The organism is Henriciella barbarensis, from assembly GCF_003576345.1.
Classification (GTDB): Bacteria; Pseudomonadota; Alphaproteobacteria; order Caulobacterales; family Hyphomonadaceae; genus Henriciella; species Henriciella barbarensis.
The window spans coordinates 1-25,140 of sequence record NZ_QWGB01000007.1 but is presented as its reverse complement, the minus strand read 5'-3'; the positions used below and the strand labels follow the sequence as shown (position 1 = coordinate 25,140).

Sequence of the window (25,140 nt, the reverse complement as noted above, 5' to 3'; positions counted from 1 at the left end):
TTCAGAATCTTTTCTCGAAAGGGCGCTTCGAAACCGGAGCGCCCTTTTTCTTTGCCTGCTGACATGACAAAGAGGCCGCATGACCGATCAACCGTTGAAAGCCGCCATTCTGGGTGCGTCGGGCTACACCGGCGCCGAGACAGTCCGCATTCTCCGCAACCATCCGAATGTCACGCCAGTAGCCGCGACGGGTAATGCTCTCGCTGGAAAGAAGTTGTCAGGCATCTTCCCGCACCTGCGCGGCAAGCACGATCTTGATGTCATCAAAGCAGAGGATGTCGACTGGAACGGCGTCGATGTTGTGTTTGGCTGTCTGCCGCATGGCACAAGCCAGGATCTCATTGAGACGCTTCCAGCACATGTGAAAGTCGTCGACCTCTCTTCGGATTATCGTTTCCGCGATGCCGACCTTTATTCACAGGCTTACGGCCGCGAGCATATTGCGCCAGAGCGGACTGCCAAGGCGATATACGGCCTTAGCGAACATAACGGCGAACAAATGATGGGCTCAAATCTTGTCGCCTGTCCGGGCTGCTATCCGACGGCGATTCTCATGGTTCTTCTGCCGCTGATGAAACCCATGATTATTGACCGCGATGCGATCATCATCGACGCGAAATCTGGTGCGACCGGGGCAGGCCGGGGTCTCAAGGAAGGCAATCTCTTCAGCGAGGTCACCGAAGGCCTGCACGCTTATGGTGTAGGGACCCATCGGCATACGCCTGAAATCGAGCAGGAGCTTAATCTGCGCGCAGGGCTCAATGATATCGAGGTGACGTTCACACCTCATTTAATCCCGATGGCACGGGGCGAGCACGTTACCTGCCATCTGCGTGGAGACGTCGATTCGATTCATGCGGCTCTTTCGGCCGCCTATGCAGATCAGCCCTTCGTCAGCGTATTGCCGCTCGGCTCGCCGCCGCCGGATACTCGACACGTGCGCGGGACGAATGATTGCCGGATTGCCGTTTTCAAAGACCGCGCAAAAGGTCGTGTGATTGTGATCGCTGTTATCGACAACCTCGTCAAAGGTTCGAGCGGTCAGGCTATTCAGAACCTCAACCTGATGATGGGTTGGGATCAGGCCTTGGGGCTCGACGCACTTTTGCCGCTCTTCCCCTGAGCCGCATTTTTCTTCGCCGGCTTTTTTGCGGGCGACTTCGACTTTGATGAAGACGCAGCGCCGCCCTTTGCCTTGATCGCGGTGGACTTGGGCTTTGCCGACGACGCCTTCTTGGCCGCCGGTTTCGGCTTGGGTGTCGAGCGGGCAGGTTTGGAAGGCGTCGAATACGCTGTCGAAGGCATCTTACCCTGCGCAATGTCCGAGAGGCGCATCTTCACATAAGTACCAGGCGCGTCGCCTAGCTCTTTGTCCTCAAGCGGTTCGGTAGGTTTCAGGTCACCGGATTTCGGCGCTAACCAGTCCCACCAGGTCGGCCACCAGGAGCCCTTGGTTTCTTCTGCGCCGGACAACCAGGCTTCCGGCGTTTTCTCTAGACCGGAATTCGTCCAGTGCTGGTATTTCTCGGCGCTCGGGTGATTGATTACGCCTGCGATGTGGCCAGACCCCGCCAGGATAAAATTGACGTCGCCGCCATAATTCTGGGCACCGCGATAGATGGAGTGCCACGGGCAGATATGGTCCTCCCGACTCGCCTGGATTGTCACGGGAATACTTATGTCGCCCATGGAAACCGGTTCACCAAAGACTTTGAAACGTCCTTCAGCTAGCTCGTTCCTTCCATACAGGTTTTTTAGATAGGTACGATGCGTCTCGCCCGGAATGTTCGTTTGATCCGCATTCCAGAAGAGAAGGTCAAAGGGGCGTGGCTTCTTGCCCATCATGTAATTGTCGACCACGTAGCGCCAGACCAGGTCCACGGGGCGCAGCCAGTTGAACGTCTGGCCCATCATCTCGCCCGGCATGATGCCATCATTCTCATCAATGACGCTATCAATGCTGTCGAGAGAGTCCGGGTCGGTGAAGACCATGAGATCGCCTGCATCGGAAAAATCCGATTGCGATGCAAAGAAAGTCGCTGAGGAAACGCGATTATCACCGGTCTTTGCCATATGAGCCAGTGCACCGGTCAGGAGTGATCCGCCGATGCAGTAGCCGATGGCGTTCAGCTTTTCGGCGCCAGTCTGGGCAAGGGCCTCATTCATGGCTGCGAATGCGCCATGCTCGATATAGTCGTCCCAGGTGAAATCGCGTGTTACCGCGTCGGCCGACCGCCACGATACCACGAATACCGTCAGACCCTTGTCGACGAGCCAGCGGATCAGCGAGTTCTCCTCGCGAAGGTCCATAATGTAGTACTTGTTGATCCAGGGCGGAAAGATCAGCAGCGGACGCTCGTACACTTGTTCAGTAGAAGGGGCGAACTGCAGGAGCTCAATCAGCTTGTTGCGGAAAACGACCTTGCCGGGGGCTGTGGCGACATTCTCGCCAATCTCGAACGGCGTTTCATCCGATTGGCTGATCGAGAGGCGGCCGCCTCCTTTAGCTATATCCGCGCGCGCGTTGCGTAGCCCGTCGACAAGGCTCTGACCGCCCGTTTTCAACATGGCGCGCAAGGCAGCCGGGTTCGTCGCGAAGAAATTGGTGGGCGACAGAGCGTCAATGGTCTGGCGCGTATAGAATTGCGCCTTTCGCTTCTCACTCGGCGACAGGTCCGGCGCCGCGTCGAGAAGAGACATCATCCAGGACGAATTCAGCTCATATGCCTTGCGCATGAACTCGAATGCCGGGTTGGAAGACCATTCCGGGTCGGAAAACCGTTTGTCCTGCACGCCGCTGATCTGGCCGAGCGTGAAGTCCTTCCAGAGACTGATCCAGCCAGTCCATAGCTCGAGATTGGCGTTGAGCAGGGCGTGCGGATTGCTCGCGAGCGACTGGCCGAGCCGGCCATAGGTGCCGCCAACGCCAAACGGGTCCGGATTGGACGACAGTCCACCCCCCGGATTTGCCGTTGCCAGAACTTCGTTGAGAAGCGCTTGCGATTCAATTGCGGCTTCAGCGAGCGCTTTTCCGATCGCCTGCAATTGCTCAGGTGATTGATCTGCAAGAATGGCATTCAGTGTGCGGTTTTCGGGTTCGCTCATATCGCTCGTGCTTTTCATCACCCTCTATCGCTATTCTACACAAACAGGGGTAGGGGATAAATGTTTCAGGATGAATGAAGAGTGCCGAAGTTTATGACGAAAGTCTGGTTGATCCCCGTTTTCATGCTCGCTCTGGTCGGCTGCGCGTCGACCGCAACCTCAGGCAGTGCTGTACAGCCGCCCGAATGGTACGAAAAGCGGCAGGCGGAGCTGACGGAGCGTGGGTTTCCGCGGATCGCTGATATGCCGACTTTGCCAGAGCGGCAAACTGCTCAGGACGAAAATGTAGATCCGGACTCGAAGCGCGCCAAGGATCTTGCCGCCCGGCGGCGTACAGCATTGTGGCAGGCCATGATAAAAGATCCGCGCTCCGCTCCGACCTATCTCACGCCGCAGGAAATTGCGGCCTGGGGTGATGAACAGCTGAGCAGGCTTGAAGGCCAGCCAGGTCCAGCCGACTTCCTGACCGATCAGGAAGTCGCTTCCCTGCGGGCAAGGTTTGACAGACGCCGCGCCCGGCGCTGACACTTCCCTTCCATTACTAAAGCCTATTTGCCCTGCGGAGTTCGGTCATGGCCGGAGAATTTTATAAGATCAGGCGTCTGCCGCCCTATGTGTTCGAACAGGTGAACCGTCGGAAGGCGGCACTTCGAGCGAATGGCGCAGACATTATTGATCTTGGCATGGGTAATCCGGACCTGCCGACGCCCAAACATATCGTCGACAAGCTTTGCGAGACAGCGCAGAAGCCGGACGTAAACGGTTACTCGGCCTCTCGCGGGATCAATGGCCTACGCCGCTCGCTCGTCAATTATTACAAGCGCCGCTTCGACGTGACGCTGGACAAGGACCGCGAAGTCATTGTCACGCTGGGCTCCAAGGAAGGCTTCGCGAACCTCGCGCAGGCGATTTCGGCCCCGGGCGACGTTATCCTTGCGCCGGACCCTTCCTACCCGCTGCATTCCTTCGGCTTTATTATCGCGGGCGCTTCGATCCGCGGCGTGCCTGCGCAGACGCCTGAGCAGTATCTCTCTAATCTCGACCATGCGATCCGCTATAGCGTGCCGCCACCAACTGCGATGGTTCTCTGCTATCCGTCCAATCCGACCGGCGCTGTGGCCGACCTCGATTTCTACCGCGAAGCGGTGAAGATCGCCCGCCAGCATGATCTCTGGATCCTCTCCGACCTCGCCTACAATGAGATCTATTTCGACGACCCGCCGCCATCGATTCTTCAGATAGACGGTGCGCGCGAAATTGCTGTGGAAACAACGACATTGTCGAAAACCTATTCCATGGCCGGCTGGCGCATTGGCTTTGCCGCAGGGAATGAGCGCCTGATCGGTGCGCTGGGCCGGGTGAAGTCCTATCTTGACTATGGCGCCTACACGCCGATCCAGGTTGCCGCCTGCGCAGCGCTCGATGGTCCTCAGGATTGCGTGACCGAGGCCCGCGAAATCTATCGCGCCCGCCGCGATACGCTCGTCGATAGCTTCCGCCGTGCCGGTTGGAACGTGCCGAAACCATCTGCTTCCATGTTCTGCTGGGCTCCGGTGCCTGAACAGTGCAAATCGATGAGCAGCCTCGAATTCTCGCTCGCGCTCATAAATGAGGCAGGCGTGGCTGTGGCGCCCGGTTCCGGGTTCGGAGAGCGCGGCGAAGGCTATGTTCGCATTGCGCTGGTTGAAAACGAGCAGCGCATCCGGCAGGCCGCACGTAACATCAAGAAATTCCTTCAAGCCCGCAGCCAGACAGCTGCGATCGATGAAGGCCCAGTATTAGAAGGAAAGGAGCTGTCGTGAAGACATTGAAGCTCGGTATCGCAGGGCTTGGCCATGTTGGCTGTGGTCTCGTTGACCTCGTGCAGCGCCAGGAAAACCTGCGCCTCCCAGGTCAGGTCGAGATCACGGGCGTCACGGCGCGCAACCGCAGCCGGAACCGACCTGTCGAGACAGACTCCTATCGCTGGTTCGATGATGCAGCGAAACTGGCCGCTGACGAGTCGGTCGATGTCTTTGTGGAACTGATTGGCGGTTCGGATGGACCCGCCAAGGTTGCCGTCGAAACCGCAATCAAGTCGGGCAAGTCCGTTGTCACGGCTAACAAGGCACTGATCGCTATGCATGGCCAGGCGCTAGCCGAACTGGCGCGCGAAAATGGCGTTGACCTTCTGTTTGAGGCGGCGGTCGCCGGCGGTGTTCCGATCGTACGCGTGCTTCGCGATTCGCTCGCTGGCGTCGAAATCAACCGTGTCACCGGCATCCTGAACGGCACCTGCAACTTCCTGCTGAGTGAGATGCTCGACACTGGTAAGTCATATGACACGGTTCTGGCCGAAGCTCAGCGGCTTGGCTTCGCCGAAGCCGACCCGACGCTGGATGTCTCCGGCATGGATGCTGCGCACAAGGCGGCCATTCTTGCCGCGATTGCGTTCTCGGCTGATCTCGACTTTTCCAAAGTCTCAGTCTCCGGCGTTGATGGTGTGGAACTACTAGACCTCGACCTTGCCGACCGACTTGGTCTGCGAATTAAACTGATTGCGGAGGGCAAGATTGCTGGCGACGGCGTGGTCTGCCGGGTCGAGCCGTTTGCCCTTCCAAAGAATCACCCGCTCGCGCGGATCAATGGCAGCCTGAACACGGTGCGAGTGGAAGGCGATCCGCTTGGTGCCGTTACGCTGACTGGGCCTGGCGCAGGCCCAGGGCCGACAGCAAGCGCGGTGATGGGCGACGTCGCTAAGCTGTTTAATCCGATTGCGCGGCCCGCCTTCGGTCATGCCGAACATCATGCGAGGCGAAAGTTCGTTGTCGCGGAAGCCGATGAAACGTCTGCCTATTTCGTCCGCGTAAAACTGATGGACAAGGCAGGTTCGCTGGCAGAACTTACTGAGGCGCTCGCTGAAGCGGGCGTGTCGATCGACAAACTGCTGCAGGATTCGTCTGATGAAGATGGTGCCGCACCAATTGCGATTGTGACGCATCTTTGTTCGCGGACAGCTATATCCAGTGCGCGCGAGCGCTTGCAGTCACTGGCCTCGAATGTAGGAACGCCGCAAATAATGGCGATAGAGGCGTCATCAGAGTAGGGGGGAGCGGCCGGTTAGGCTGCGAGGATTGATATGACGAAGAGCATTCTCGTCCCGCATCTTGCTGATGCGATGGTGCGCGTGACAGAAGTCGCGGCGATTGCGGCGCAAAAACTGGCTGGCCTTGGCGACGAAAAAGCCGCCGACCAGGCCGCTGTTGATGCGATGCGCACAGCCTTCAACTCGGTTGAGTTCAAGGGCCGTATCGTCATCGGTGAAGGCGAGCGCGATGAGGCGCCGATGCTCTATATCGGCGAAGAAGTCGGCACGGGAAATGGCCCGGAGATCGATATCGCGCTGGATCCGCTTGAAGGCACGACACTCACCGCCAAGGCTATGGCAAACGCGCTTGCTGTCGTGGCGATTGCGCCGCGCGGCGGCCTGCTCCATGCGCCCGATACCTATATGGACAAGATTGCCATCGGGCCGGGCTATGAAAAAGGTGTGATTGATCTCGACGCGACACCAGCCGAGAACATCAAATCCATCGCGAAGGCGTCCGGACGCTCAATCGAATCGATAACAGTTTGCGTTCTTGATCGTCCTCGTCATGCAGAAATTATCGAGAGCATTCGTAGCGTCGGTGCACGTATTAGCCTGATTTCCGATGGCGATATCGCTGGCGTCATCAATACGACCAATCCGGACACGGGCATTGATCTGTACATCGGGCAAGGCGGTGCACCGGAAGGCGTTCTGGCGGCTGCCGCGCTCAAATGCGTCGGAGGGCAGATGCAGGGGCGGCTTTTCTTCCGGAATGATTCCGAGCGTGCACGCGCCAAGCGTGTTGGCGTGACAGACCTGGATCGCAAGTATGAGCTTGATGAGCTGGCGAGCGGCGAAACGGTTTTTTGTGCGACGGGTGTCACCAAGGGCGGCCTTGTCGACGGCGTCGTCGTGCATCCGGATGTCACGACGACCGATACGCTCGTGATGAGTTCTGCCGACGGCATGGTGCGCAAGATCCAGTCGCGCTACCGCACCGTTTAGGCGATGCCGGACGGTGGCTACCTCTTCAATGTTGGTCAGTCTCTCGGCGACCGTTATTGGTCGCTCGCAGAGGTGGACGACAACAAGGTACGCCAGCTGAGTCTGTCGCTCGGCACGCCAGACTTCATATCAAGGCTGCTCTTCCTGCGTGGTGTGGAAACAAGTGCAGCGCCGGGTTTTCTGGCGCCAAAGCTTCGAGACACGTTTCCCGATCCTTCGACCTTCAAGGATATGGATAAGGCAGCCAGTCTGATTCTCGACGCGATAGCTGATGGCCGGAACGTCACTGTATTTGCTGATTATGACGTCGATGGTGGCACGTCGTCGGCTCTGCTCGCCCGGTATTTTCGCGCATGGGGCCGCGAACTTGGGCTCTACGTGCCAGATCGTCTGACTGAAGGCTATGGCCCTTCGCCCGCGGCCTTCCGCTATTTGAAAGACCAAGGGGCTGATCTCGTTATTACTGTCGACTGCGGTGCCGCTGCGACTGAGGCGCTTGAAGAAGCCAGCCGCATTGGCCTTCCCGTCATCGTCATCGACCACCACCTGATGGGGGAGGAGTGGCCGGAAGTAGCGGCGCTGGTCAATCCGAATCGGCCAGATGACACATCCGGCTATGGCCACCTCGCAGCGGCCGGCGTCGTTTATGTGATGCTTGCAGCCCTGAACGCCGAAGCCCGCAGGCGGAATATCGCCCCAGCCGTCGGCCTGCCCAACATGCTCGACTGGCTGGACCTCTGCGCCCTCGGCACGCTTTGCGATATGTCGCCCTTGCAGGACGCTAACCGCGCCTTCGTGCACCAAGGGCTGAAAATCATGGCGCGCGATGGCAATCCCGGCCTTCGTGCTCTGGCTGATGTGGCCGGTATCGGGCGGATCGAAAGCGTCTACCATGCGACCTTCGTCCTCGGGCCGCGCCTGAACGCTGGCGGTCGGGTGGGGGATCCATGGCTCGCGGCAAAGCTACTCGCGACAGATGACCGTCAGGAAGCCATCGAGCTCGCAGAACGTCTTCACGGCCTGAATGATGAGCGAAAGGCTGTAGAGGCCCACATACTTGAAATCGCGACCGCACAAGCTGAGCGCCAGCTAGAGCTGGATCCGGACCGCCATGCCCTCGTTGTCTCCGGCGAAGACTGGCACCCCGGCGTCATCGGAATTGTTGCCGGTCGGATCAAGGACCGCTTTCATCGGCCGACCATCGTCATCGGCTGGGGCAGGGAGCTTGGCCCGGTTGCAAAGGGGTCCGCACGCTCTGTGCGCGGCGTGAACATCGGCGACGCAATCGCCCAGGCAGCGCGTGAAGGGCACATCCTTTCAGGGGGTGGGCACGCGATGGCCGGCGGGCTCAGCCTTGAGCCCGATCAGATCGAACACTTCTCCGAGTGGCTTAACACTCACCTCAGCGCGTTTTCCGATGAGCGTCATGCGGCACGTGAACTGAAAGTCGACGCACTGCTCGATGCAGGCGCTATATCACCTGACACGTTTGATCTGATCGCGCAGCTTGGCCCATTCGGCCAGGGCGCACCTGAGCCATACTTCGCGCTGACTGACATGGAGATTACACACGCGCGCCCCATCGGTGTGAACCATCTTCGTCTGACGGCCGAAAGCACGAGCGGCCGTGTAGAAGTGCTAAGCTGGCGCAGCGCGGGGACGCCGCTTGGTGACGCCTTGCAGGCCCGTGGACGCTTTCACCTGGTCGGCCGGCTGAAATGTGATGAGTGGAATGGCCGCCGGCGCGCGCAACTGGAACTCGTGGACGCCGCGCCTTCACACATCTGAATCCCTGAAATTGCGTGTATGGCCGGGGCTCCAGCGATGTCGATATGCCCGGTAAAAAGCGACCAACTGCAAAAAACTGATTTGTCCGCATAGAGCCGCTTGCAAGCTGTGCGACTGGCAGCTATATCGCGCGTTCCAAACAGAGCGCTCCCTTCGTCTATCGGTTAGGACGCCAGGTTTTCAACCTGGAAAGAGGGGTTCGATTCCCCTAGGGAGTGCCAGTTTTTGGACAATTTCTCGTAAAACACGATTTGTTTTGCCCTGCGGGGATGACAATCTGATTCGGCTTTTCTACTATTCCTGTCGGGAATGGTGGGTTGATGAGCGCGTTGAAACCAGAAATCCAGAATTTAGAGCCCTCAACCTCAGTGAGGGTGATCGGCGCCATCAAATGGTTCGACCCCGCAAAGGGCTATGGTTTCGTCATTCCTGATTCTGTGACCTCATCCGAGCTCTCTGGTGATGTGATGATCCATATCTCTGCGCTACGCGCTTATGGTGAGTCGGACGCGGATGAGGGGGCGCGGATCGTGTGCGATGCGGTAGCAGGCGAGCGTGGCTGGCAGGTCGACCATATCATCGAGATGGACCGCCCCCGCGAAGTGATCGCTAAGGAAAAGGGCAACGCGCCTGATCCAGAAGATGTCGTCGTCAAATGGTTCAGCTCTGAGCGGGGCTTTGGCTTTGTGAACCGGGTTGAGGAGGAAGGTGATGTCTTCATCCATATTTCCGTCTTGCGTCGCGGCGGCATTTCATCCGCCGAACCTGGCGAACAGTTCACTGTAACGATCGCTGACGGCACGCGCGGCGCCTATGTCAGCGCTGTCCTTACAGAATAGATACATCGCATGCCCCCAAGACGTGTTGTGCGTGCGAAAGGTGCGGGCTAAACCCGCTTCCATGAAAACACTTCTTGCCGTCGCGGCCCTGAGCTTCAGCACACTGTTGCTGCCATCCTCCACCGCTTTTGCGCAGATTGAGGCGCCGTCCGATCCCCTTGAGGAATCGACTGTGACCATCGAGTCGGCAAATGGCACTCACCAGTTCGACATCGAGATCGCTGATGAAAGCGACGAAATCTCCTACGGGCTGATGAATCGCGATTCGCTTTCACCGGAGGCGGGGATGCTATTTGATTTCGGCAATCCGCGTGAGCCAGCGATGTACATGAAGAATACGTTGATCCCTCTCGACATGCTGTTCATCTCCTCGACCGGTTCTGTCGTGATGATCGCCCGGAATGCTATTCCAGGTTCGCTGCGCACGATCTCGCCCGGCACACCGGTGAAAGGCGTACTTGAGATCAATGGCGGCAGGGCAGCCGAGCTCGGTATTGAGCCGGGTGACACTGTGCGCCACGCAATCTTCGGCAATGATGCCGCAGAATAACGAAGTTCACCGCGACCCGCCTGCGGGCTTCGAAGTATCTTCTTCTCGCGGCCCGTTCACGATGCGCAATGGCCCTGTCTGCCGTGCGACGGGAAAAGGCGACATGCGAAGCGGTATCTGGGTGCTGGATCGTCACTGTAACAGTATGGGCTTCATGCATGGCGGCATGGTGAGCTCTTTTGCGGACGGCGCGCTTGCCTGGGCCGTCTGGTACGAAACCCGGAAAATGTCAGTCACTCTGAAGCTTACGACCAGCTTCTACGGAACTATCCGTCCCGGCGACTGGCTGGAGGCGCGCCCACGCGTGATTTCCTCCGATAATGGCGTTGTCCACGTCACGACAGACATGCTCGTGGGCGCCGCTCTGACCGCGCGGGCTGACGCAGTTTTCCGCGTGCTGCGTCGAACACTGAAATAGGGCTTGCAGGCAAAGGCCTGTCTGCATAAAAGGGCCTCCGATGTCGGAGCGTGGCGCAGCCTGGTAGCGCATCTGGTTTGGGACCAGAGGGTCGGAGGTTCGAATCCTCTCGCTCCGACCATCGATTTTCTGGAGGCGACCATGGACGCGCGTATCTACAGACCCAGAAAGACTGCCATGCAGTCTGGCCGGGGAAAGACGCGTGAATGGGTTCTTGAGTTTCGTGCTGATCACGACGCCCGATTCGCCGATCCACTGATGGGCTGGACCAGCATCAACGACACAACGGGCCAGGTGCGGATGCACTTTGAAACGCGTGAGCAAGCGATCGAGTTTGCCAAGCGCGAGAAACTGGCCTTCACCGTCGATGAGCCGCGTGAGCCAAAGCGTCTGGTGAAATCCTATTCCCAGAACTTCGCTGCCGATCGCAAGCAGCCCTGGACGCATTAGTCCAGCGCACTTTTCCGGCCCCTTAGCTCAACTGGATAGAGCACCGGACTTCTAATCCGACGGTTACAGGTTCAAGTCCTGTAGGGGTCGCCATGTTTTCAATGACTTAGCGGAATTGCTCACGCCCGCGCGAGGCTGTCGGTAGCACATCGGTAGCAAGCTGCAGTGATATTCGCTCTCAAAAGCCGGCGAATCGAAAAGCTGTGGAAAACCCGCCTCACTAAAGCGAAGCGGGTTTTCATGGTTCGTCGCGAAGCCGCTGAGCCGCGTTCAGTTGAGCGGTTCAGGTATCTTGTAAAGTTCATCTACGAAGACCGTGATGCTCCCATCGTCCGGATAATCGACGTAGGTGGCCTCGACTCTTTCTCGACCGTTTAGCGGGCTCAGGAGATCAGACTTGACTGCCAACGTGTACCAGGCTCCGTCGTCCTCGATATATTGAAGTACCTTTTGGCCGATTGCTGGTCGAAAGTTTGATGCGGTGGTCATACCAATTTCTCCTAGTATTCTTCCGCAGTCATGATTGTCATGACGCGGGTTGTCTGCTTGGCATCTGAGGGATCGGCACTACCGGCCTGAATGGCCCGATCGTAATAGTCGATTTTCCAAAAGACTTTCGCGCCATCAAACTCGATCGCACCAAAGTCATGCTCTGAGTGCGGGTCATTGGCCTCATCGAACCGATCGAATGTTTTGACCGCCTCAAGAATCTCACCGAGGCCAATATTGTAGGCAATGACGGCGACGCCTTCGGTCACGACAATCTTGCCGTCTTTCGGATCTTCTCGAAATCGATCGTTTAGCTGTCGCGTTCTCTCGGTTCTTTTTTCACACGCTTCTGTCATGATTTAGCTCCTCTCATGAAAAGAGCCCTGCGCGTGTGAAACGCAGGGCTCAAAAAAAGTCTGTTCTGTTTGCCGGGCTCTACAATCGAGCGACCAGCCGTCGTTGGGTCTGACGATCGCCCTCGATGTAACGCTCGGTCATCCGAAGTGAGGCATGACCAGCCAACTCCTGAACATCGCGCAAGCTGCCTCCGCATCGGCTTATTTCGCGGGCCGCTTTTGTAATGAAAGTTCTTCGACCTGAATGGCTGGAGCAGCCAGCGAACCCATGTGTGCGGTAAAAGTCCGCAAACCAATTCACGACCGAAGCGCTATTAAGCGAAGCGCCTCGCTCACTTCGCAGCACTGTGTCGTGCGTATGAGGGCGATCATAAGCTTTCAGCTCGCGCAATGCCTTCCTCAAATCCCGGTGCATTGGGATGCGGCGCCCACGATGATTCTTTGCGATATGGTCTTCCACCTCGAGACAGTGACTCAGTTGGTCATCTGCTCGTTGAACCATTGCCCAGGTCAAACCGGCCATCTCATTAGCGCGTAAGCCCGCTTTAAAACTTAGCAGGAGCATCACTCGATTGCGCTCGGGGTATCGGCTGCTGGTGAGGAGGCGGAGGGCTCGGTCAAACATTGCGTCACTCAGCAATTTCGCCTGCCTGCCGGCCATTAATTTGACACCTGCCAGTTTGTTACGTTAGCTATACGCATAACAGGAACAAAACAAGAACGCAATACCATGCCCGGCCGTAGGTGGAAAGCAGCATTGAGGGCGATCGTCGATGACAACCTCGACCCGAATTATCTCTCGGGTTTATCTGACGGCTGGCAAAACTTCGAACGCTGGTCGTGGGCTGATTTTTGCGCCCACATTTTCGCAGTCTGCAACTTTCAGGGGGTCAGTGATCAAGCCGCGGCTGTGTGGATGGGGCAACACGGCAGCCCTGATTTCGAGCGCTTGGAAACACTCGTTCCGCAAGCTGCATGTGAATGGTCGCGCGGTGTGTCAGCATTACAAAATTGCGGATTTCGCAAAACGGCGAATACCTGTTCGAACCCAACGGGTTTGAGTGAGTGTGTGGTTGGAAAGGTGCCAGCGCGAAATGGCTTACTCGCGAGGTTGGCGATTGGTTTAACTTACTGGTCGCTCGAAAAGCCGCACAGGACACCCTGGGCGTGGCTGGAGAGCCAACGCGTGCAATTTGTTGGCTCGCCTGCCGAATTCGCCGAATCGCTCGTGACGAGCTTCTCTAGGCTTTGTGGCGTGTCCAACAAGGTTGGAAGCATGCTCGTCAGCGACATCTTGCTCGGTGTGGGGTCGAACTCAGCATTCTACGTCGAAGCAGGAACATCACTTCTGGTCATCGATAGGCTCGTGCACAATCTGCTTATTCGGTGCGGCGCAGTTGAAGCTGCGGGCTCGGCGCACGCTTTCGGTGCGGGTTGCTATCAGCATGGTGGATGTCGTGGATTGCTGCTGACTGCGTTCGACGGAGTAGATGCATCCAGAACCAATGACGCCTGGCCGAGTGCGGTGCCTCGGATCTTTCAGCACGCACTTTGGCGACGCTGTGCGGGAAGCGAAGGTAACGTCTGCAATGCCAACCAAATACGTGGCGATCAGCGTTGCGCTCAACGCTGTCCGGCGAAAGGCAATTGCGCGCGCCTACCACTGAGTATTGGCTGACATTGGGCGTGCCTCGATCAGGTTCAGCCGATAGATAACCGGAAGCACGCGCAGAGGTACTACGAATTCGTTCGCCGCAGTCCCGGCCTCATTTTGCCTGACCTAAGTGTTTTGACGCGTTCATGAACTATGATGCCCGCGTTAGATTGGTTCATCTGAGCATACTTTCACATTACCGAAATCCTTCAGGCAGACATGAGCCAGATTTGGAGCGCAGCGCATCCAGCGAAAAAAGGATGGAAGCTCTCCAAAGATTCTCCACCGCTTATTGTTATTGTGGATTTGCCATCCCTGGTCAGTGCGCGGTAGACCTCAGGTGTAGAGGTAGATTGCGCTGGGGTAGCACAATGATCGACGTGGTCGGCAAAGGCTTGATTTGGGTTTTTACAAGCGTGCCCGGCATCGGCGACGCGATGGCTCTTGTCGCTGCCATAGTTCTCATCGCCTGGGCCGTGGCTATCTCGACAAAGTACTGGGTTTTCATCCATTCACCACTTTCCCGCGCTCTTGCAATGCGAAACGAGGTGTTGGCGGAAATTGAGACGGCCGACTCGCTTGATGTGGTTCGCGCAAATTTTGCGAGACGGTTTTCGGACATTGATGCAGTAATGATCCAATCTGGGCGGGGCCTAGTGCCTATGTTGCGTCGTAGCTGGGAGGAGTACCGCGAGACGATCGTCGACGTTTCGGCGGAAGACTGCTTGCAGAACACAGCTCGGCCCGAACATTTTTTTTTGGATTTAGTGGACGAGGCCAAAACGCTTGGCTGGCTTGCCAATATTTTCATAGCAATTGGTCTGCTCGTTACTTTTCTGGGCATTATTGCTGCACTGACGGCGGCGACGGCGAGCATGCAAGGAACCGACGCTGATGGCATGCGAGCCGGGCTCCAACAGCTTCTCGCAATTACCGCTGCAAAGTTTTGGGCTTCGGTAGGCGGTCTGTTCGGTTCGATCCTGCTTCGGTATGTCGATCATCGATCGAAGCAGAAGCTCAGCCGCCAGCTGTCGGATTTATGCGACTACTTGGAGCACGGCATGGCTTACCTGCCGCCGCAGCGTATTGCCATTGAGCAGCTCATCCAGGCGAAGGAACAGACGCCTGCCGTGAAGGATCTTGCGACAAAGCTTGCCCTGACGATTGATGAGTCGTTCCAGCGCCAGGTTGCACCGATGGTTAGCGCGCTTGACGATATATCCCGCGGTATTGCCCAGATTAACGGTGAGGGTGCGAGCGGGATTGCAGAGGCGATGCGCGAGCACGCCGGAGCTGAAATGGCAGAACTTGCGACTGCTATGACCACCTTCAGTGGTACGTTGACAACGTTGTCGCAGAGTATGGGAGCCCAACGTGATGCGATGGACAGCCATCTGCAGATGCTCGAGGCAGCAGGGTCAAATTCTGTGAAGGCGGCAGAAGCCTTTGAACGGGCAGCAAGTGATGTGCATGTGGCCGTCGATCCACTACAAAAAGTTGCGCAGACGATCGAGGGGGCTCTTGAGGCTACGAGAAGTTTTGTGGCCGAACAGGCTGCATCTGCTGAAACGGCTCGGGGGGACATGCGTGACTTGTCTAGGCAGCTCGCGGCCACAGGGGCGGCCGCGGAAGCTGCTTGGTCGGATTATCAGGGTCGGTTTGAGGCAGTGGACGAGGCGCTTGCCGCGGCGCTTGCGAGCCTTTCGAAAGCTTCCCGTGATCATGCAGATCACGTGGTCCAGCATGTTGGGGAAATCGATGCCAAACTTGGCGAGGGTATCCAACGGCTCGGCGCTGCGCTCGAACCTCTGAAAGAGTTTTCTGATCAGGCCGAAGACTTTCTCGGTCGGCTGCAGCAACGCGAGAAAAGCACTGAAACATGATTGAGTCGAGTAGACGCAAAAGGCCGTCAGAGGAAGCCGAAAGCTATTTCGTCTCGATGACGGACATGATGGTCGGCCTACTTTTTATTTTCATCATTATGCTAGTCTATTTTGCGATAGACTATCAGGAGATGACCGCTGAGCTGAGTGAGTCTCAGCTTGAGTATCAGGAAACCGTCGCTGCCTTAAGCAGCGCACAATCTACCCGGACGGCACTTCTCCAGGCTCTTGAGCAGACCCTTAGAGAACGCGGTGTTCAAGTAACGATTGATACCCAAACAGGCGTGCTGCGGCTGCCGGAAGAAGTACTTTTCGCCAAAGGGGCTTGGGAACTCGCGCCGACAAACCTTCAGAAGATTGAGACCGTCGCCGCGACTATGGCGGAAATTCTGCCCTGCTACACGTATGGGGCCAGCTGTGCACCGCAGAACCGTGCACGGCACAGAGTCGATGCAATTTTCATTGAGGGCCATACCGACAGCGACCCGATGCGGGGACAAATGGACAATTATGATTTATCTATGCGGCGAGCTGTTAACACGTTTCGGGCGTTAAGAGTGTCGGCACCGCTGCTTGAGACGCTTCGCAATGGTCCTGACGCGGAAGCACAATCAATTCTTGGCGTGAGCGGTTATGGCCCGGATCGTCCGATAGACATCGGCGACACTGAGGACGCGAAAAGCCGCAACCGAAGGATTGATTTGAGATTTCTGATGCAAACACCGGGCGGGAATCCGGAGAACCCTTCCAGCTTACTTGAAGACTTGCCATGAACGGGTTGAAGAGCGTTGCTGGCGATATTCGGAGCCGCACCCAACATGGCTTCCCGGTTCGGCTGTCGGAATGCACCGCTGTAGAGGCAGCACTGGTCCATCTACCTGATCCGCTTGTCGGGAAACTCGTGGATACCGAAGAACTAATCACTTTTCTTCAACGGATGTCCTCAGAGGCCCTTTCAAGAGCCAAGAGCAGGGATCTCAATTTGCTACTATCCCAAGTATGGCAGTATCCGGACTATCATGGGCTGGGGCTTAAGGCGCTCGTAGAAGCCCGCCGCCGAGAGAAACGAAGCCATTTTCGCTCGACCATTGCTGGATATTTACAACATTTTCCTGTTGATCACCCTGTTTGCACAAGTTTGGCGAACGCTGCGAAGGAAGCTGCTACGTATTTGGGCGAGCCTTGGGCCGGCCGGGGCGAAACCTGGCGTCTATGGCATCTCGAAGATGGGCCTTCCACGGTAGGAAAGGCACTGGTAGAATTCGGTGGTCCGCGGCCGCATACGTTGCTTGAAAAATTAGGCTTTGGATCACGGATATTTTCGACCCGATTCGGCGATGTTGCATTCGATGAGGCGTGCAGGGCTGTAGCATTGATGCGCGATGAAGCGGCTGTCGATGGGCAAAGGCGACTGCTGGAGATGTTCGCGCAGGCCAAGGAGGGTGCCGTCTGCACTCCTATTCTAGCATTCGCATTACTGAGGCCTTGGTTAAATCAGAACCCCGGCGATGATCACCGCAAACATGTCACAAATTTCCTGGTCGAAAGTGTCGGAGATCCCCGTATTGCCGTAACCCGCTGGGCCAATTTAGAGCGTGTGATTGCTGACAAGGAAGGTCCAGAGGCGGCGTATTCGCTAGTGTCTGTCTTGCGTCGCTGGTTAACCGACGCGGCAATGCGAACGTTTTTTCGCGCTATTGCGAGTACAACGGAGCGCAGGGATCAGTGGGACGAACGCGAGCGCTTCTGGCTGGGCTACCTAGAAGCAGGACACATTTCGGACGCCTGGTTTGCACTTGGCCCACGTGCGAAAGAAGATATTCGCAAGATCATCGCGGCATCCGGTGAAAGGGTGGATTTCGCCACGCTTAATACAGGCGGTGGAAGCGATGCGAGCCATTCTTCACTTTTGATGAAACTGGGAGATCTCGTGATCGCCGAGTGGAGCCATAATGGTGCTTGTCGATTTTGGGGAAGCGAGCATCCCCAAGCGCCGAAGTTCTTTGGCAAAACCTACGAAACTCGGCGTCTCAAAGCCATGGCGGACGGGGGAAGTTTTTTCCATATTTCTCACATGAGTAATTGGCAGGCACGTTTCGCTGGGCAGATTTATCGGGCGACGAATCTCCGTCATCCGGTATTTGGGCGAGGATATTAATGACGAAAGTCGACATCCGATTTTGCGCTATGTTGCGACCTGACGGGCGAGAACGCATCGAGCTGCGGGAAACGCGCGCCCCATCGCTGCCGCTAATGAAACCAAAGTTGAACACCATCCCAATCGCAGAGTGGCCTAGCAAGCTTTCTTATTCGCAAGGCAGGGCGCTCGCGAAAGCTCGGGTGCAAGGTGAAGATGACACGGCTCAGCTGATTAAGGAGGACGGTGACGGGTTGTTACTGCCCGCTCATCTCGTCGCGGATCTGGAAGAGGCTGACGCCCGGGAGCTGGGGCTGCCGCCAGTGACGCCACTCACGCTGCAGCTGAACGGCAGGGGTCTAGTTCACGAGGCGACATTTAATGTGGAGGCGCGCTGGCTTAGTCGAGGTGGGCAGGCCGAACGTTGTGACGTGGCGGGCGCGCGCATTCGAACGCGCGGCGAAAGCTTCCGGCTGCCGCGGCGACTATTCCAGGCTTGGCAATTAGTTCGAGAGCTCAATAGCAAGAGCGAACTTTCAGCTAGACAGGCCGTGCTGGTGAAGTTGAAAGAGGTACTCGGCAATCAAATTGGGGGGCAAATCGAGCCGGACGGACAAATCAGCCGTTTAAAAATTGCTCATGCCGCCGCGTTTTCACTCGATCTGAAGCTTGCAGACGGTGAGTTCGATTTCGACCCGGTACTATTTGCTCAGCGAACCAACGAAACTTCGCAGGAGCTTGGAAGCTTGCCGGATGCGACCTCAGAGGGGCTGTTACCGCCAAATGGAGCGCGCGCTTTTGCGCAGAAATTTAGGCAGGCGAGTACTGTTCGTAATGGGTACCTTATGCCGGATGGAACGTTTGTGTTCCTCGATGAGGGGCTGAGGCGTGGGCTCGAACTAGTTCATCGGAAACAACGAGCATCGAATGAGGAGAAGCGGGAATTCGCCAGAAACCCTACGCTTGCTATGCGCGAATATTTGGCTGCAGGGTCTGCGGAAGACGATGATGGCGAGATTTGTCTATTTGTCGAAACAGAGCAGTTCTCGACCCGTGTTCGCGATATCGAGGTCTGGAAGCCGGTAGTTGTCCCGTGGCTAAAATCAAAACCAAACTCATGGCTTCCTGAAATTTTTGGGGTTCGCATTGGCGACCCGCCTCATGACAGGCAGATCAGCCTCGTACCCGAACGGTTGCCTGAACTAAAGGCGGCAGCAGCGCAGGCCTTGCAAGACGAGAAAGAAGATTTCGCGTTTGAGGGCGAACGCTACCCAGCCACGCCGGAGTTCGTTGCCGCGATTGAAAACCTTTCAACTCTTCATGATGAAGCAACTAAGGCACAGACAGCGGGAAATCAGGACCAAGCTGAACCTCCTCGAGATACCTATTTTCTTCAGGTCGATGACAATCTTGAAGAGCTAAAATTTGCACCCCTGGCAGCAGGAGAGGGCGGGCCGGCATTCGAGCAGCCAAACCTGCCACAGTCAGTGATATCCACCCCGAAGCCCCATCAGAAAATCGGGATCGCCTGGCTTTCTCATGGCTGGCAACGCGGCACACCTGGTTTATTGCTGGCCGACGATATGGGACTAGGCAAAACGTTTCAGGCCCTGGCATTCTTTGCGTGGCTCAAGGGCCAGAACCCAAGTTTGGCACCCATTTTGATCGTCGCACCTAGCGGCCTACTCAAAAACTGGGAACAGGAGATTGAACTACACATTCGCCCGGGTGCGCTAGGTCGGCTCGAACGAGTTTATGGTGGCGACCTTAACCGACTGCGAACAGCGAAGGGTACTGACATCCGAGGTGGTAGCTCACGCTTAGACGTTTCGGAACTGCGGGACGCGGGGGTGGTGCTAACGACCTTCGAAACGATGCGCGACTATCATATGAGCTTCGCCAAGATCCGCTTTTCGGTTGTCGTCTACGATGAAATCCAGAAGCTAAAAAACCCAGTCAGCCAGATGACCCGGGCGGCAAAAACGCTCAACGGTCAATTGCAAATAGGCATGACAGGCACACCCGTTGAAAACAGGCTACAAGACTTGTGGTCGATCAGTGACGTTATTTTCCCCGGGTTTCTCGGGACGAGCAAGGACTTCGAGACGAAGTACACGCCGGACGACCGCGTGGCTATGGAAAGCCTTCACTCGAAGATTACCGAACAGGCCGACAATACACCGGCCTTCATGCTGCGACGAATGAAATCTGACATTCTCGAAGGTCTCCCTGAGAAGAAGATGGTCATTCATGAAGCGGCGATGCCGCCCAGGCAGAGAGCTGCTTATGACAAGGTTCTTTTGCGGGCGCAGGCCATGCGCCAGGAGGGTAGCCGTGGTTCGATGCTTGAAATCATCCAGCAGATGCGGGGAACTTCACTCCATCCGGCCAGCCCGCATGCAGTCAGCGATGACAGGGCATATATCGAAGAATCAGCCCGGCTCCAAAAGACGTTCGAGATCCTTCAGTCGATTCGAGAGGAAGGGGAGAAAGCGCTGATCTTCTGCGAAAGCCATGCGATGCAAGACTTCTTGTCTGGAGCTTTGCAGCGTTGGTTCGACCTACCGCACCCGGTACCTCGAATAAATGGCAGTATACGAAGCGCCGAACGCCAAAATATCGTCAACCGTTTCCAGGCGGCCCCAAAAGGATTTGACCTGCTGATCCTTTCCCCCAAGGCGGGAGGGGTCGGATTGAATATTACTTCGGCAAATCATGTCATCCATCTCTCCCGCTGGTGGAACCCGGCAGTCGAGGACCAAGCGACAGACCGAGTCTATCGGATAGGGCAAGATAAGCCGGTTACAGTGCACCTCCCTCTGGCAATCCATCCGGATCCAAGTGTCGCTGAACATAGCTTTGACAGGCGGCTCGACGCCTTGATGCGGCGCAAGCGCCAGCTGAGCTCGACCCTGCTTGTGCCGCCTGAGAGTGATAGCGATGCTGAATATCTTCTCGCAGAAACATTAGACTGGGCTACTGCGCGAACGGGTGAAGAAGGTAAGCTGGCGCTTGAGGCTGAAGACCCCCTTGTGCCACTGCCGACAGAAAGAGAACCGGAAAAAGCTCCTAAAGTACGGCGGCTGTTGACCGCAAAAGACGCGATTCCGGGCTGGGAAGAACAGCCACCTGCAGCGCTGATTTCGCGCCTTGTTTTCAAGCAGGGCGAAGCACGAGATTGGCGAATTTTCTCGCAGTACCTGGACGGTGCAGATATTAGCACTCTGAAGATCGTAGACCCCTATACATGCGCCCACAGAAAGCAACGCCAGCAGGTAGTTGCTTTTGTACAAAAACTAAGACGGATGACTGCAAATATTACGGAGGTTGAACTGACTGCGTATGATGCCGAATCAACAAACTCGGATCACCGAGAGAGCGACGATGATCAGGTGGAGCATCTTTCCAGAAGCTGGAGATCGGGGCTCTCGGATGTCCCATTAACGCTCGAAATAAAGTCCAAGCGTGCTGGTGATGATCTTCATGACCGGAGCGTGGAGGCAGTCGCTCGAACGGGTGACCGTTTCATCTGGGATCTCGGCCGGGGCATTCAGGGTGTGATGAGTGCAGAAAAAGACTGCACAGTCGTCGCCACTCATGAGCCGATATCTTCTACGCAGCAGTCTCAACCAAAGATGAGTGGGGTTCATTAGCTACCCGATACGCTCATCGGTAATGCCTCGTTAGATGTCGAACTACTGCGCTTGCAGTGGATCAAGAGATATCGGTCAGGCTTAGTCGAATTTTCAGTGTGATCGAGTTTGCCAGCATGCAGCGGCGTCGGCCGCCCGTTCTCCGCCAGCGCGCAAGACCTCGGTGGTACGCCTCGTTAGCGTGTTCGTGCTACGCAAAGGGCTTAGCGAGCCTACGTATCAAGTGGGTTCGCGGGTCGAACCTACTTATTGAACTAGGAAGGCTTTCAGATGACGATAAAGAGGGTAGGGGCGTTTGGCATGCTCGGATTCGTAATAGCCGGGTGTAGCGTCGGGTCGACAGCAGCCGAACCCGCTATTGAAGAGTTGGCTGGAGTTGCGTCGGTCATTGATGGCGACACGATCGAAATTCATGGGAAGCGAGTTCGACTAAGCGGGTATGACACCCCTGAACGGGGGGCGCGCTGCGGCGATGTGAACGTGTATCAGCAAGCAGCCCTGGCGTTGTCTGATTTTATCGGAAGCCGGACTGTCACCTGCGATGTCAGCGGTGAGGACCGTTGGGATCGCGCAATTGCGGTGTGTGACGTTGCCGGCGTCGATATCGGTGAATTCATGGTATCGACGGGGTGGGGCCGCGATTGGCCACGCTACAGCGATGGCCGATATGCGGATGAGGAGGCTCGCGCTCGTGAGGCGGGCGCAAATGTTTGGTCGCCAACTTGCCCGGCCGACCTTTGGGGTGATCGGTCCTACGATTAGGACGTCTAGGGCTGAGAGGACAGGCGCTTAGCAACGTGCCCCAATGCCCCACATGCCCCACTACTTAGCGCACCCCTAGCGCCTTGCCGCGCCCCACGCTTACTGAGGCGCCCCGCCTATACAGTGTTACCCAACAGGTATGCTCAACATGGCCACTAGATGCTTCTACACCCACTGTAGGTACCGAAGATTGGGTATTTCGACCCGAAAAAAGTGAACAGCCCCACAAGTTCACTCATTTGAACTCATGTGATTATTGTCGAAATACCATGAGTGCGGATGAACGAGACAAAGCCAAACGCTATCCAATAAGAAATCGAAGCGCTTTGGCCTTTACGTATCTCACTCTCCAAAGAGGCAGCAGGTAGTTCGGCAGTCACGACCAGGCAAATATATTTCGCACAGCCTGCCGCGAATAACGCCATTGGTTGGCATCTATGTTTCGGGCACTTCCTCTATCTCTGGACCATGTATCCTAGAGAGACGCCAGCCGACGATGTCCGAATTAGCCGTTTAGGCTTGGTGTCTCGACTGATTTCTGCCGCCATCTAAGAAAGAAGATGAACGGGCCCGCAGAATTATGGCATTAAGTTTAGATGGAAATCAGTAGTGGTAGAATCGGAAGCCTTTTGGGCGGAGTCCGGCAGACAACAGTAAGCCTAGAATTGGGATCCATCCGTTTCGCTACTCGTGGTGAGGCGCCTCGAACTATTGCGTATCAAGACGTCGTGGATGTCCAACTGGTACCGAAGCTCATCGGCTGGGCGGATATTTCTGTTCGAGCCCACGATATGAGCTTAGAGGCAAAGCGTTTGCCGATCGGTGAAGCCCGAAGTTTCGAGAAGAAACTTGTTGCACGTGTCCAGAACGGCGTTGCGGCAGCCCTATCGAATGAGGGCACGTCGATTGTGCATCTTTCAACCGCTATCGAAGCTCTCCTCGCTAAACCAATGTACATCGCAAACCGAGACCGCCAGAAATGGATCGAGAGCTATTTAAGCGAAGCATCGTTGGGTTATGGGAGAGTGTTGCGTTTTCTCATGCACCCCATGTTCCAATTGGATTTGGTAGATCCAGCCGTTCGCGACAAGCTAGCTACGATAAGCGAGATAGCATCGGACCAGTCTGAGACCATCAAATCGCGAAACCGCAAATTCGTTGAAGGCGAATTGCTCAGATACAAATCTTTTTTCGAACAGGTCGAAAGTCGTCCGCTCACCAATGAGCAACGCCAGGCTGCCGTAACTATGGAGGACCGCAACCTACTTGTAGCGCCTGCTGGTTCCGGAAAGACCTCCGCGCTAGTCGGAAGAATCGGGTACATTTTGATGAATAAACTCTGCGAGCCTGCAGAGATCTTAGTGGTCGCGTTCAATAACTCGGCTCGCGAAGAGCTGCGCGAACGTATTACGTCACGCCTTTCTGCGTTCAAAGGAATTGATGGGCTTCAGGTCCATACATTTCACTCGTTGGGGCAAAAAATAATTGCTGAGAACACGGCGAAGAAGCCAAGCCTTGCGAAAACTGCGGAAGACGATTTCGCTCGCGGGAAATTACTTCAAAAGATTGTTGATACAGAGTTGGCTAACAACTCGAGCTTCAAGCTGAATTATATCTATTTCCGCGCCCTATACGCGGTCGCAGTGCCGGACCCTTCTAGTTTCCGAAGTAAAGCAGAATGGCACGCGTATGTTCAATCAGCTGGTGAGACTGACCCAGCCCCGTGATCCGGGCCGTTCATTCGGAGAGTCTGTTCGCCTTTCTTTCTGTTGGTTGGTTTGAGGTCAAGGCCCGGCGAGCGGAGCCACCGCGACGCTCAAGCGAGCCGGGCCGGTGTCTGCGGTGCTGAGCGGCATAGGTCAACGGAGCAAGTCCGCCGAGTGCGGTGTGCGGCCGTGTCGTGTTGTAATCGATCCGCCAGGCTTCGATGATGCGCCGGGCGTCACCGAGACTGTCGAAGAGATGCTCGTTCAGGCACTCGTCGCGCAGCCGGCCGTTGAAGCTTTCGACGAAGGCATTCTGTGTCGGCTTTCCCGGCGCGATGTAATGCCACTCGATGCCGACCTCGCGGACCCATTTCAGGATCGCATGACTGGTGAGCTCAGTGCCATTGTCGGAGACGATCATCTTCGGAGCGCCCCGCTGGGCGATGAGGCGGGACAGCTCCCTCGCGACCCGCACGCCGGACAAGGAGACATCGACGACCACAGCCAGGGCTTCCCGGGAGAAGTCGTCGACAACACAGAGCGTGCGGAACCGGCGGCCATCGCTGAGGGCATCCGACACGAAGTCCAGGCTCCATCGCTCATTCGCCTGTTCCGGCAGGAGCATGGGCGAACGCGTGCCTGTCGCCCGCTTTCGCCCGCGTCGTCGTTTCACGGCCAACCCCTCCTCGGCATAGATGCGGTAGATCTTCTTGTGATTGGCACTGAGGCCCTCGCGGTCCAGCAGGATGCCGAGCCTGCGATAGCCGAACCGGCGGCGTTCACCAGCCAGCTCCCGTAGCCTCTGGCGCAGCTTCTCGTCACCGCCATCGCGTTTCTCATACTGGAAGGTGGACCGATCGAGATCGGCCAGCAGGCAGGCCCGACGCTCCGACAGGCCATGCGTTTCCATCACGTGGTGCACGGCCTTCCGCTTCGCATCGGGCGTCAGAAGTTTTTTGTCGCCAGGTCCTTCAGGGCGGCATTGTCCAGCATGGCATCGGCCAGGAGGCGCTTCAGCTTCGAGTTCTCCTCCTCCAGCGTCTTCAACCGCCGGGCGTCCGACACCGTCATGCCGCCGAACTTCGCCTTGTACTTGTAGAAGGTCGCATCCGAGATGCCGTACTTGCGGCAGATATCGGCCGTCTTCACACCAGCTTCGTGCTCCCGGATCATCCCAATGATCTGTTCTTCGGAAAATCGTGATTTGCGCATCTGTCATCCTCTTCGTGTCGAGGACTCTGCAAATTCATGGCCGGAAATTACGGGGCTGGGTCA

At 56.6% G+C, this 25,140-nt stretch carries 22 protein-coding genes and 3 tRNA genes; 20 read left to right on the top strand and 5 right to left on the bottom strand.

From position 1 onward, the window contains the following. Positions 1 to 79: 79 nt before the first annotated feature. Complete coding sequence (gene argC / locus D1224_RS10985) at positions 80 to 1,123, top strand: N-acetyl-gamma-glutamyl-phosphate reductase (RefSeq protein ID WP_119380007.1); 1,044 nt, start codon at positions 80 to 82, stop codon at positions 1,121 to 1,123. On the opposite strand, the gene D1224_RS10980 is transcribed toward argC, so the two are convergent. Next, a complete protein-coding gene (locus D1224_RS10980; protein WP_233350515.1) occupies positions 1,081 to 3,105 on the bottom strand; it encodes a PHA/PHB synthase family protein in 2,025 nt (674 codons plus the stop codon). The genes argC and D1224_RS10980 overlap by 43 nt on opposite strands. Before the next feature lie 81 nt (positions 3,106 to 3,186). On the opposite strand from D1224_RS10980, the gene D1224_RS10975 reads away from it, so the two are divergent. From D1224_RS10975 to D1224_RS10920, 12 genes are all read left to right on the top strand, one after another. Beyond that, positions 3,187 to 3,630 (top strand): hypothetical protein, encoded by a 444-nt coding sequence (locus D1224_RS10975; protein ID WP_147372375.1) that lies wholly within the window; start codon positions 3,187 to 3,189, stop codon positions 3,628 to 3,630. Positions 3,631 to 3,677: 47 nt separating this feature from the next. Then, positions 3,678 to 4,907 carry an LL-diaminopimelate aminotransferase gene (locus D1224_RS10970; RefSeq protein ID WP_119380004.1) on the top strand — a complete coding sequence of 410 codons (1,230 nt, stop codon included), beginning with the start codon at positions 3,678 to 3,680 and terminating at the stop codon, positions 4,905 to 4,907. Then, entirely contained in the window at positions 4,904 to 6,190 is a 1,287-nt protein-coding gene (locus D1224_RS10965; RefSeq protein ID WP_119380003.1) for a homoserine dehydrogenase, read from the top strand. Before D1224_RS10970 ends, D1224_RS10965 begins: the two co-directional genes overlap by 4 nt. Positions 6,191 to 6,223: 33 nt before the next feature. Then, on the top strand, positions 6,224 to 7,180 hold the full coding sequence (gene glpX / locus D1224_RS10960; RefSeq protein ID WP_119380002.1) for a class II fructose-bisphosphatase: 957 nt from the start codon (positions 6,224 to 6,226) through the stop codon (positions 7,178 to 7,180). A 3-nt stretch (positions 7,181 to 7,183) separates the two neighbouring features. After that, complete coding sequence (recJ, locus tag D1224_RS10955) at positions 7,184 to 8,968, top strand: single-stranded-DNA-specific exonuclease RecJ (RefSeq protein ID WP_119380001.1); 1,785 nt, start codon at positions 7,184 to 7,186, stop codon at positions 8,966 to 8,968. A gap of 146 nt (positions 8,969 to 9,114) precedes the next feature. Then, positions 9,115 to 9,189 (top strand) — tRNA-Glu (locus D1224_RS10950). Positions 9,190 to 9,288: 99 nt separating this feature from the next. Continuing rightward, entirely contained in the window at positions 9,289 to 9,807 is a 519-nt protein-coding gene (locus D1224_RS10945) for a cold-shock protein (protein WP_233350514.1), read from the top strand. A 61-nt stretch (positions 9,808 to 9,868) separates the two neighbouring features. Then, positions 9,869 to 10,357: a DUF192 domain-containing protein gene (locus D1224_RS10940; RefSeq protein WP_119379999.1), complete on the top strand. Its 489-nt coding sequence runs from the start codon at positions 9,869 to 9,871 to the stop codon at positions 10,355 to 10,357. Then, positions 10,341 to 10,775: a PaaI family thioesterase gene (locus D1224_RS10935; protein WP_233350513.1), complete on the top strand. Its 435-nt coding sequence runs from the start codon at positions 10,341 to 10,343 to the stop codon at positions 10,773 to 10,775. The genes D1224_RS10940 and D1224_RS10935 overlap by 17 nt, the downstream gene beginning before the upstream one ends. Before the next feature lie 44 nt (positions 10,776 to 10,819). Beyond that, positions 10,820 to 10,896, top strand: a tRNA-Pro gene (locus D1224_RS10930). Between the two features lie 20 nt (positions 10,897 to 10,916). Beyond that, entirely contained in the window at positions 10,917 to 11,225 is a 309-nt protein-coding gene (locus D1224_RS10925) for an ETC complex I subunit (RefSeq protein ID WP_119379998.1), read from the top strand. A 16-nt stretch (positions 11,226 to 11,241) separates the two neighbouring features. Further along, positions 11,242 to 11,318, top strand: a tRNA-Arg gene (locus D1224_RS10920). A 177-nt stretch (positions 11,319 to 11,495) separates the two neighbouring features. On the opposite strand, the gene D1224_RS16495 is transcribed toward D1224_RS10920, so the two are convergent. The 3 genes from D1224_RS16495 to D1224_RS16865 all read right to left on the bottom strand — a co-directional run bounded on the left by D1224_RS16495 (position 11,496) and on the right by D1224_RS16865 (position 12,695). Continuing rightward, complete coding sequence (locus D1224_RS16495) at positions 11,496 to 11,714, bottom strand: hypothetical protein (protein ID WP_119379997.1); 219 nt, start codon at positions 11,712 to 11,714, stop codon at positions 11,496 to 11,498. Positions 11,715 to 11,725: 11 nt separating this feature from the next. Then, the gene (locus tag D1224_RS10910) at positions 11,726 to 12,070 is read right to left on the bottom strand and encodes a DUF3768 domain-containing protein (RefSeq protein WP_119379996.1); all 345 of its coding nucleotides are present in this window, start codon (positions 12,068 to 12,070) and stop codon (positions 11,726 to 11,728) included. 79 nt (positions 12,071 to 12,149) lie between these two features. Further along, complete coding sequence (locus tag D1224_RS16865; protein WP_407647462.1) at positions 12,150 to 12,695, bottom strand: tyrosine-type recombinase/integrase; 546 nt, start codon at positions 12,693 to 12,695, stop codon at positions 12,150 to 12,152. Positions 12,696 to 12,827: 132 nt separating this feature from the next. On the opposite strand from D1224_RS16865, the gene D1224_RS16325 reads away from it, so the two are divergent. The 7 genes from D1224_RS16325 to D1224_RS10870 all read left to right on the top strand — a co-directional run bounded on the left by D1224_RS16325 (position 12,828) and on the right by D1224_RS10870 (position 23,886). After that, positions 12,828 to 13,748, top strand: coding sequence for a hypothetical protein (locus tag D1224_RS16325; RefSeq protein WP_147372374.1), 921 nt, complete (start codon positions 12,828 to 12,830; stop codon positions 13,746 to 13,748). A 347-nt stretch (positions 13,749 to 14,095) separates the two neighbouring features. Then, complete coding sequence (locus D1224_RS10895; protein ID WP_119379993.1) at positions 14,096 to 15,607, top strand: hypothetical protein; 1,512 nt, start codon at positions 14,096 to 14,098, stop codon at positions 15,605 to 15,607. A gap of 56 nt (positions 15,608 to 15,663) precedes the next feature. Then, a complete protein-coding gene (locus D1224_RS10890; protein WP_233350512.1) occupies positions 15,664 to 16,380 on the top strand; it encodes an OmpA/MotB family protein in 717 nt (238 codons plus the stop codon). Further along, positions 16,377 to 17,765 (top strand): EH signature domain-containing protein, encoded by a 1,389-nt coding sequence (locus D1224_RS10885; RefSeq protein ID WP_119379992.1) that lies wholly within the window; start codon positions 16,377 to 16,379, stop codon positions 17,763 to 17,765. Before D1224_RS10890 ends, D1224_RS10885 begins: the two co-directional genes overlap by 4 nt. Then, positions 17,765 to 21,397, top strand: coding sequence for a DEAD/DEAH box helicase (locus D1224_RS10880; protein WP_119379991.1), 3,633 nt, complete (start codon positions 17,765 to 17,767; stop codon positions 21,395 to 21,397). The genes D1224_RS10885 and D1224_RS10880 overlap by 1 nt, the downstream gene beginning before the upstream one ends. Before the next feature lie 300 nt (positions 21,398 to 21,697). Next, complete coding sequence (locus D1224_RS10875) at positions 21,698 to 22,159, top strand: thermonuclease family protein (RefSeq protein ID WP_182482258.1); 462 nt, start codon at positions 21,698 to 21,700, stop codon at positions 22,157 to 22,159. 596 nt (positions 22,160 to 22,755) lie between these two features. Beyond that, the gene (locus D1224_RS10870) at positions 22,756 to 23,886 is read left to right on the top strand and encodes a UvrD-helicase domain-containing protein (RefSeq protein ID WP_119379989.1); all 1,131 of its coding nucleotides are present in this window, start codon (positions 22,756 to 22,758) and stop codon (positions 23,884 to 23,886) included. A 10-nt stretch (positions 23,887 to 23,896) separates the two neighbouring features. Here the strand turns inward: D1224_RS10870 and D1224_RS10865 are convergent. Continuing rightward, positions 23,897 to 25,077 (bottom strand): IS3 family transposase gene (locus tag D1224_RS10865; protein WP_119377970.1). Its coding sequence is split into 2 segments (ribosomal slippage): positions 23,897 to 24,828 and positions 24,828 to 25,077, totalling 1,182 coding nucleotides; the frame shifts between segments, so codons are not numbered across the junction. Positions 25,078 to 25,140: the final 63 nt, after the last annotated feature.

Excerpts from the sequence above, each read along its gene's own strand:
- argC (WP_119380007.1), top strand. The coding sequence starts at position 80 with ATGACCGATCAACCGTTGAAAGCCGCCATTCTGGGTGCGTCGGGCTAC.
- D1224_RS10980 (WP_233350515.1), bottom strand. The coding sequence starts at position 3,105 with ATGAGCGAACCCGAAAACCGCACACTGAATGCCATTCTTGCAGATCAA.
- D1224_RS10970 (WP_119380004.1), top strand. The coding sequence starts at position 3,678 with ATGGCCGGAGAATTTTATAAGATCAGGCGTCTGCCGCCCTATGTGTTC.
- glpX (WP_119380002.1), top strand. The coding sequence starts at position 6,224 with ATGACGAAGAGCATTCTCGTCCCGCATCTTGCTGATGCGATGGTGCGC.
- recJ (WP_119380001.1), top strand. The coding sequence starts at position 7,184 with ATGCCGGACGGTGGCTACCTCTTCAATGTTGGTCAGTCTCTCGGCGAC.
- D1224_RS10945 (WP_233350514.1), top strand. The coding sequence starts at position 9,289 with ATGAGCGCGTTGAAACCAGAAATCCAGAATTTAGAGCCCTCAACCTCA.
- D1224_RS10940 (WP_119379999.1), top strand. The coding sequence starts at position 9,869 with ATGAAAACACTTCTTGCCGTCGCGGCCCTGAGCTTCAGCACACTGTTG.
- D1224_RS10935 (WP_233350513.1), top strand. The coding sequence starts at position 10,341 with ATGATGCCGCAGAATAACGAAGTTCACCGCGACCCGCCTGCGGGCTTC.
- D1224_RS10925 (WP_119379998.1), top strand. The coding sequence starts at position 10,917 with ATGGACGCGCGTATCTACAGACCCAGAAAGACTGCCATGCAGTCTGGC.
- D1224_RS16495 (WP_119379997.1), bottom strand. The coding sequence starts at position 11,714 with ATGACCACCGCATCAAACTTTCGACCAGCAATCGGCCAAAAGGTACTT.
- D1224_RS10910 (WP_119379996.1), bottom strand. The coding sequence starts at position 12,070 with ATGACAGAAGCGTGTGAAAAAAGAACCGAGAGAACGCGACAGCTAAAC.
- D1224_RS16865 (WP_407647462.1), bottom strand. The coding sequence starts at position 12,695 with ATGTTTGACCGAGCCCTCCGCCTCCTCACCAGCAGCCGATACCCCGAG.
- D1224_RS10895 (WP_119379993.1), top strand. The coding sequence starts at position 14,096 with ATGATCGACGTGGTCGGCAAAGGCTTGATTTGGGTTTTTACAAGCGTG.
- D1224_RS10890 (WP_233350512.1), top strand. The coding sequence starts at position 15,664 with ATGACGGACATGATGGTCGGCCTACTTTTTATTTTCATCATTATGCTA.
- D1224_RS10885 (WP_119379992.1), top strand. The coding sequence starts at position 16,377 with ATGAACGGGTTGAAGAGCGTTGCTGGCGATATTCGGAGCCGCACCCAA.
- D1224_RS10880 (WP_119379991.1), top strand. The coding sequence starts at position 17,765 with ATGACGAAAGTCGACATCCGATTTTGCGCTATGTTGCGACCTGACGGG.
- D1224_RS10875 (WP_182482258.1), top strand. The coding sequence starts at position 21,698 with ATGCTCGGATTCGTAATAGCCGGGTGTAGCGTCGGGTCGACAGCAGCC.
- D1224_RS10870 (WP_119379989.1), top strand. The coding sequence starts at position 22,756 with ATGGAAATCAGTAGTGGTAGAATCGGAAGCCTTTTGGGCGGAGTCCGG.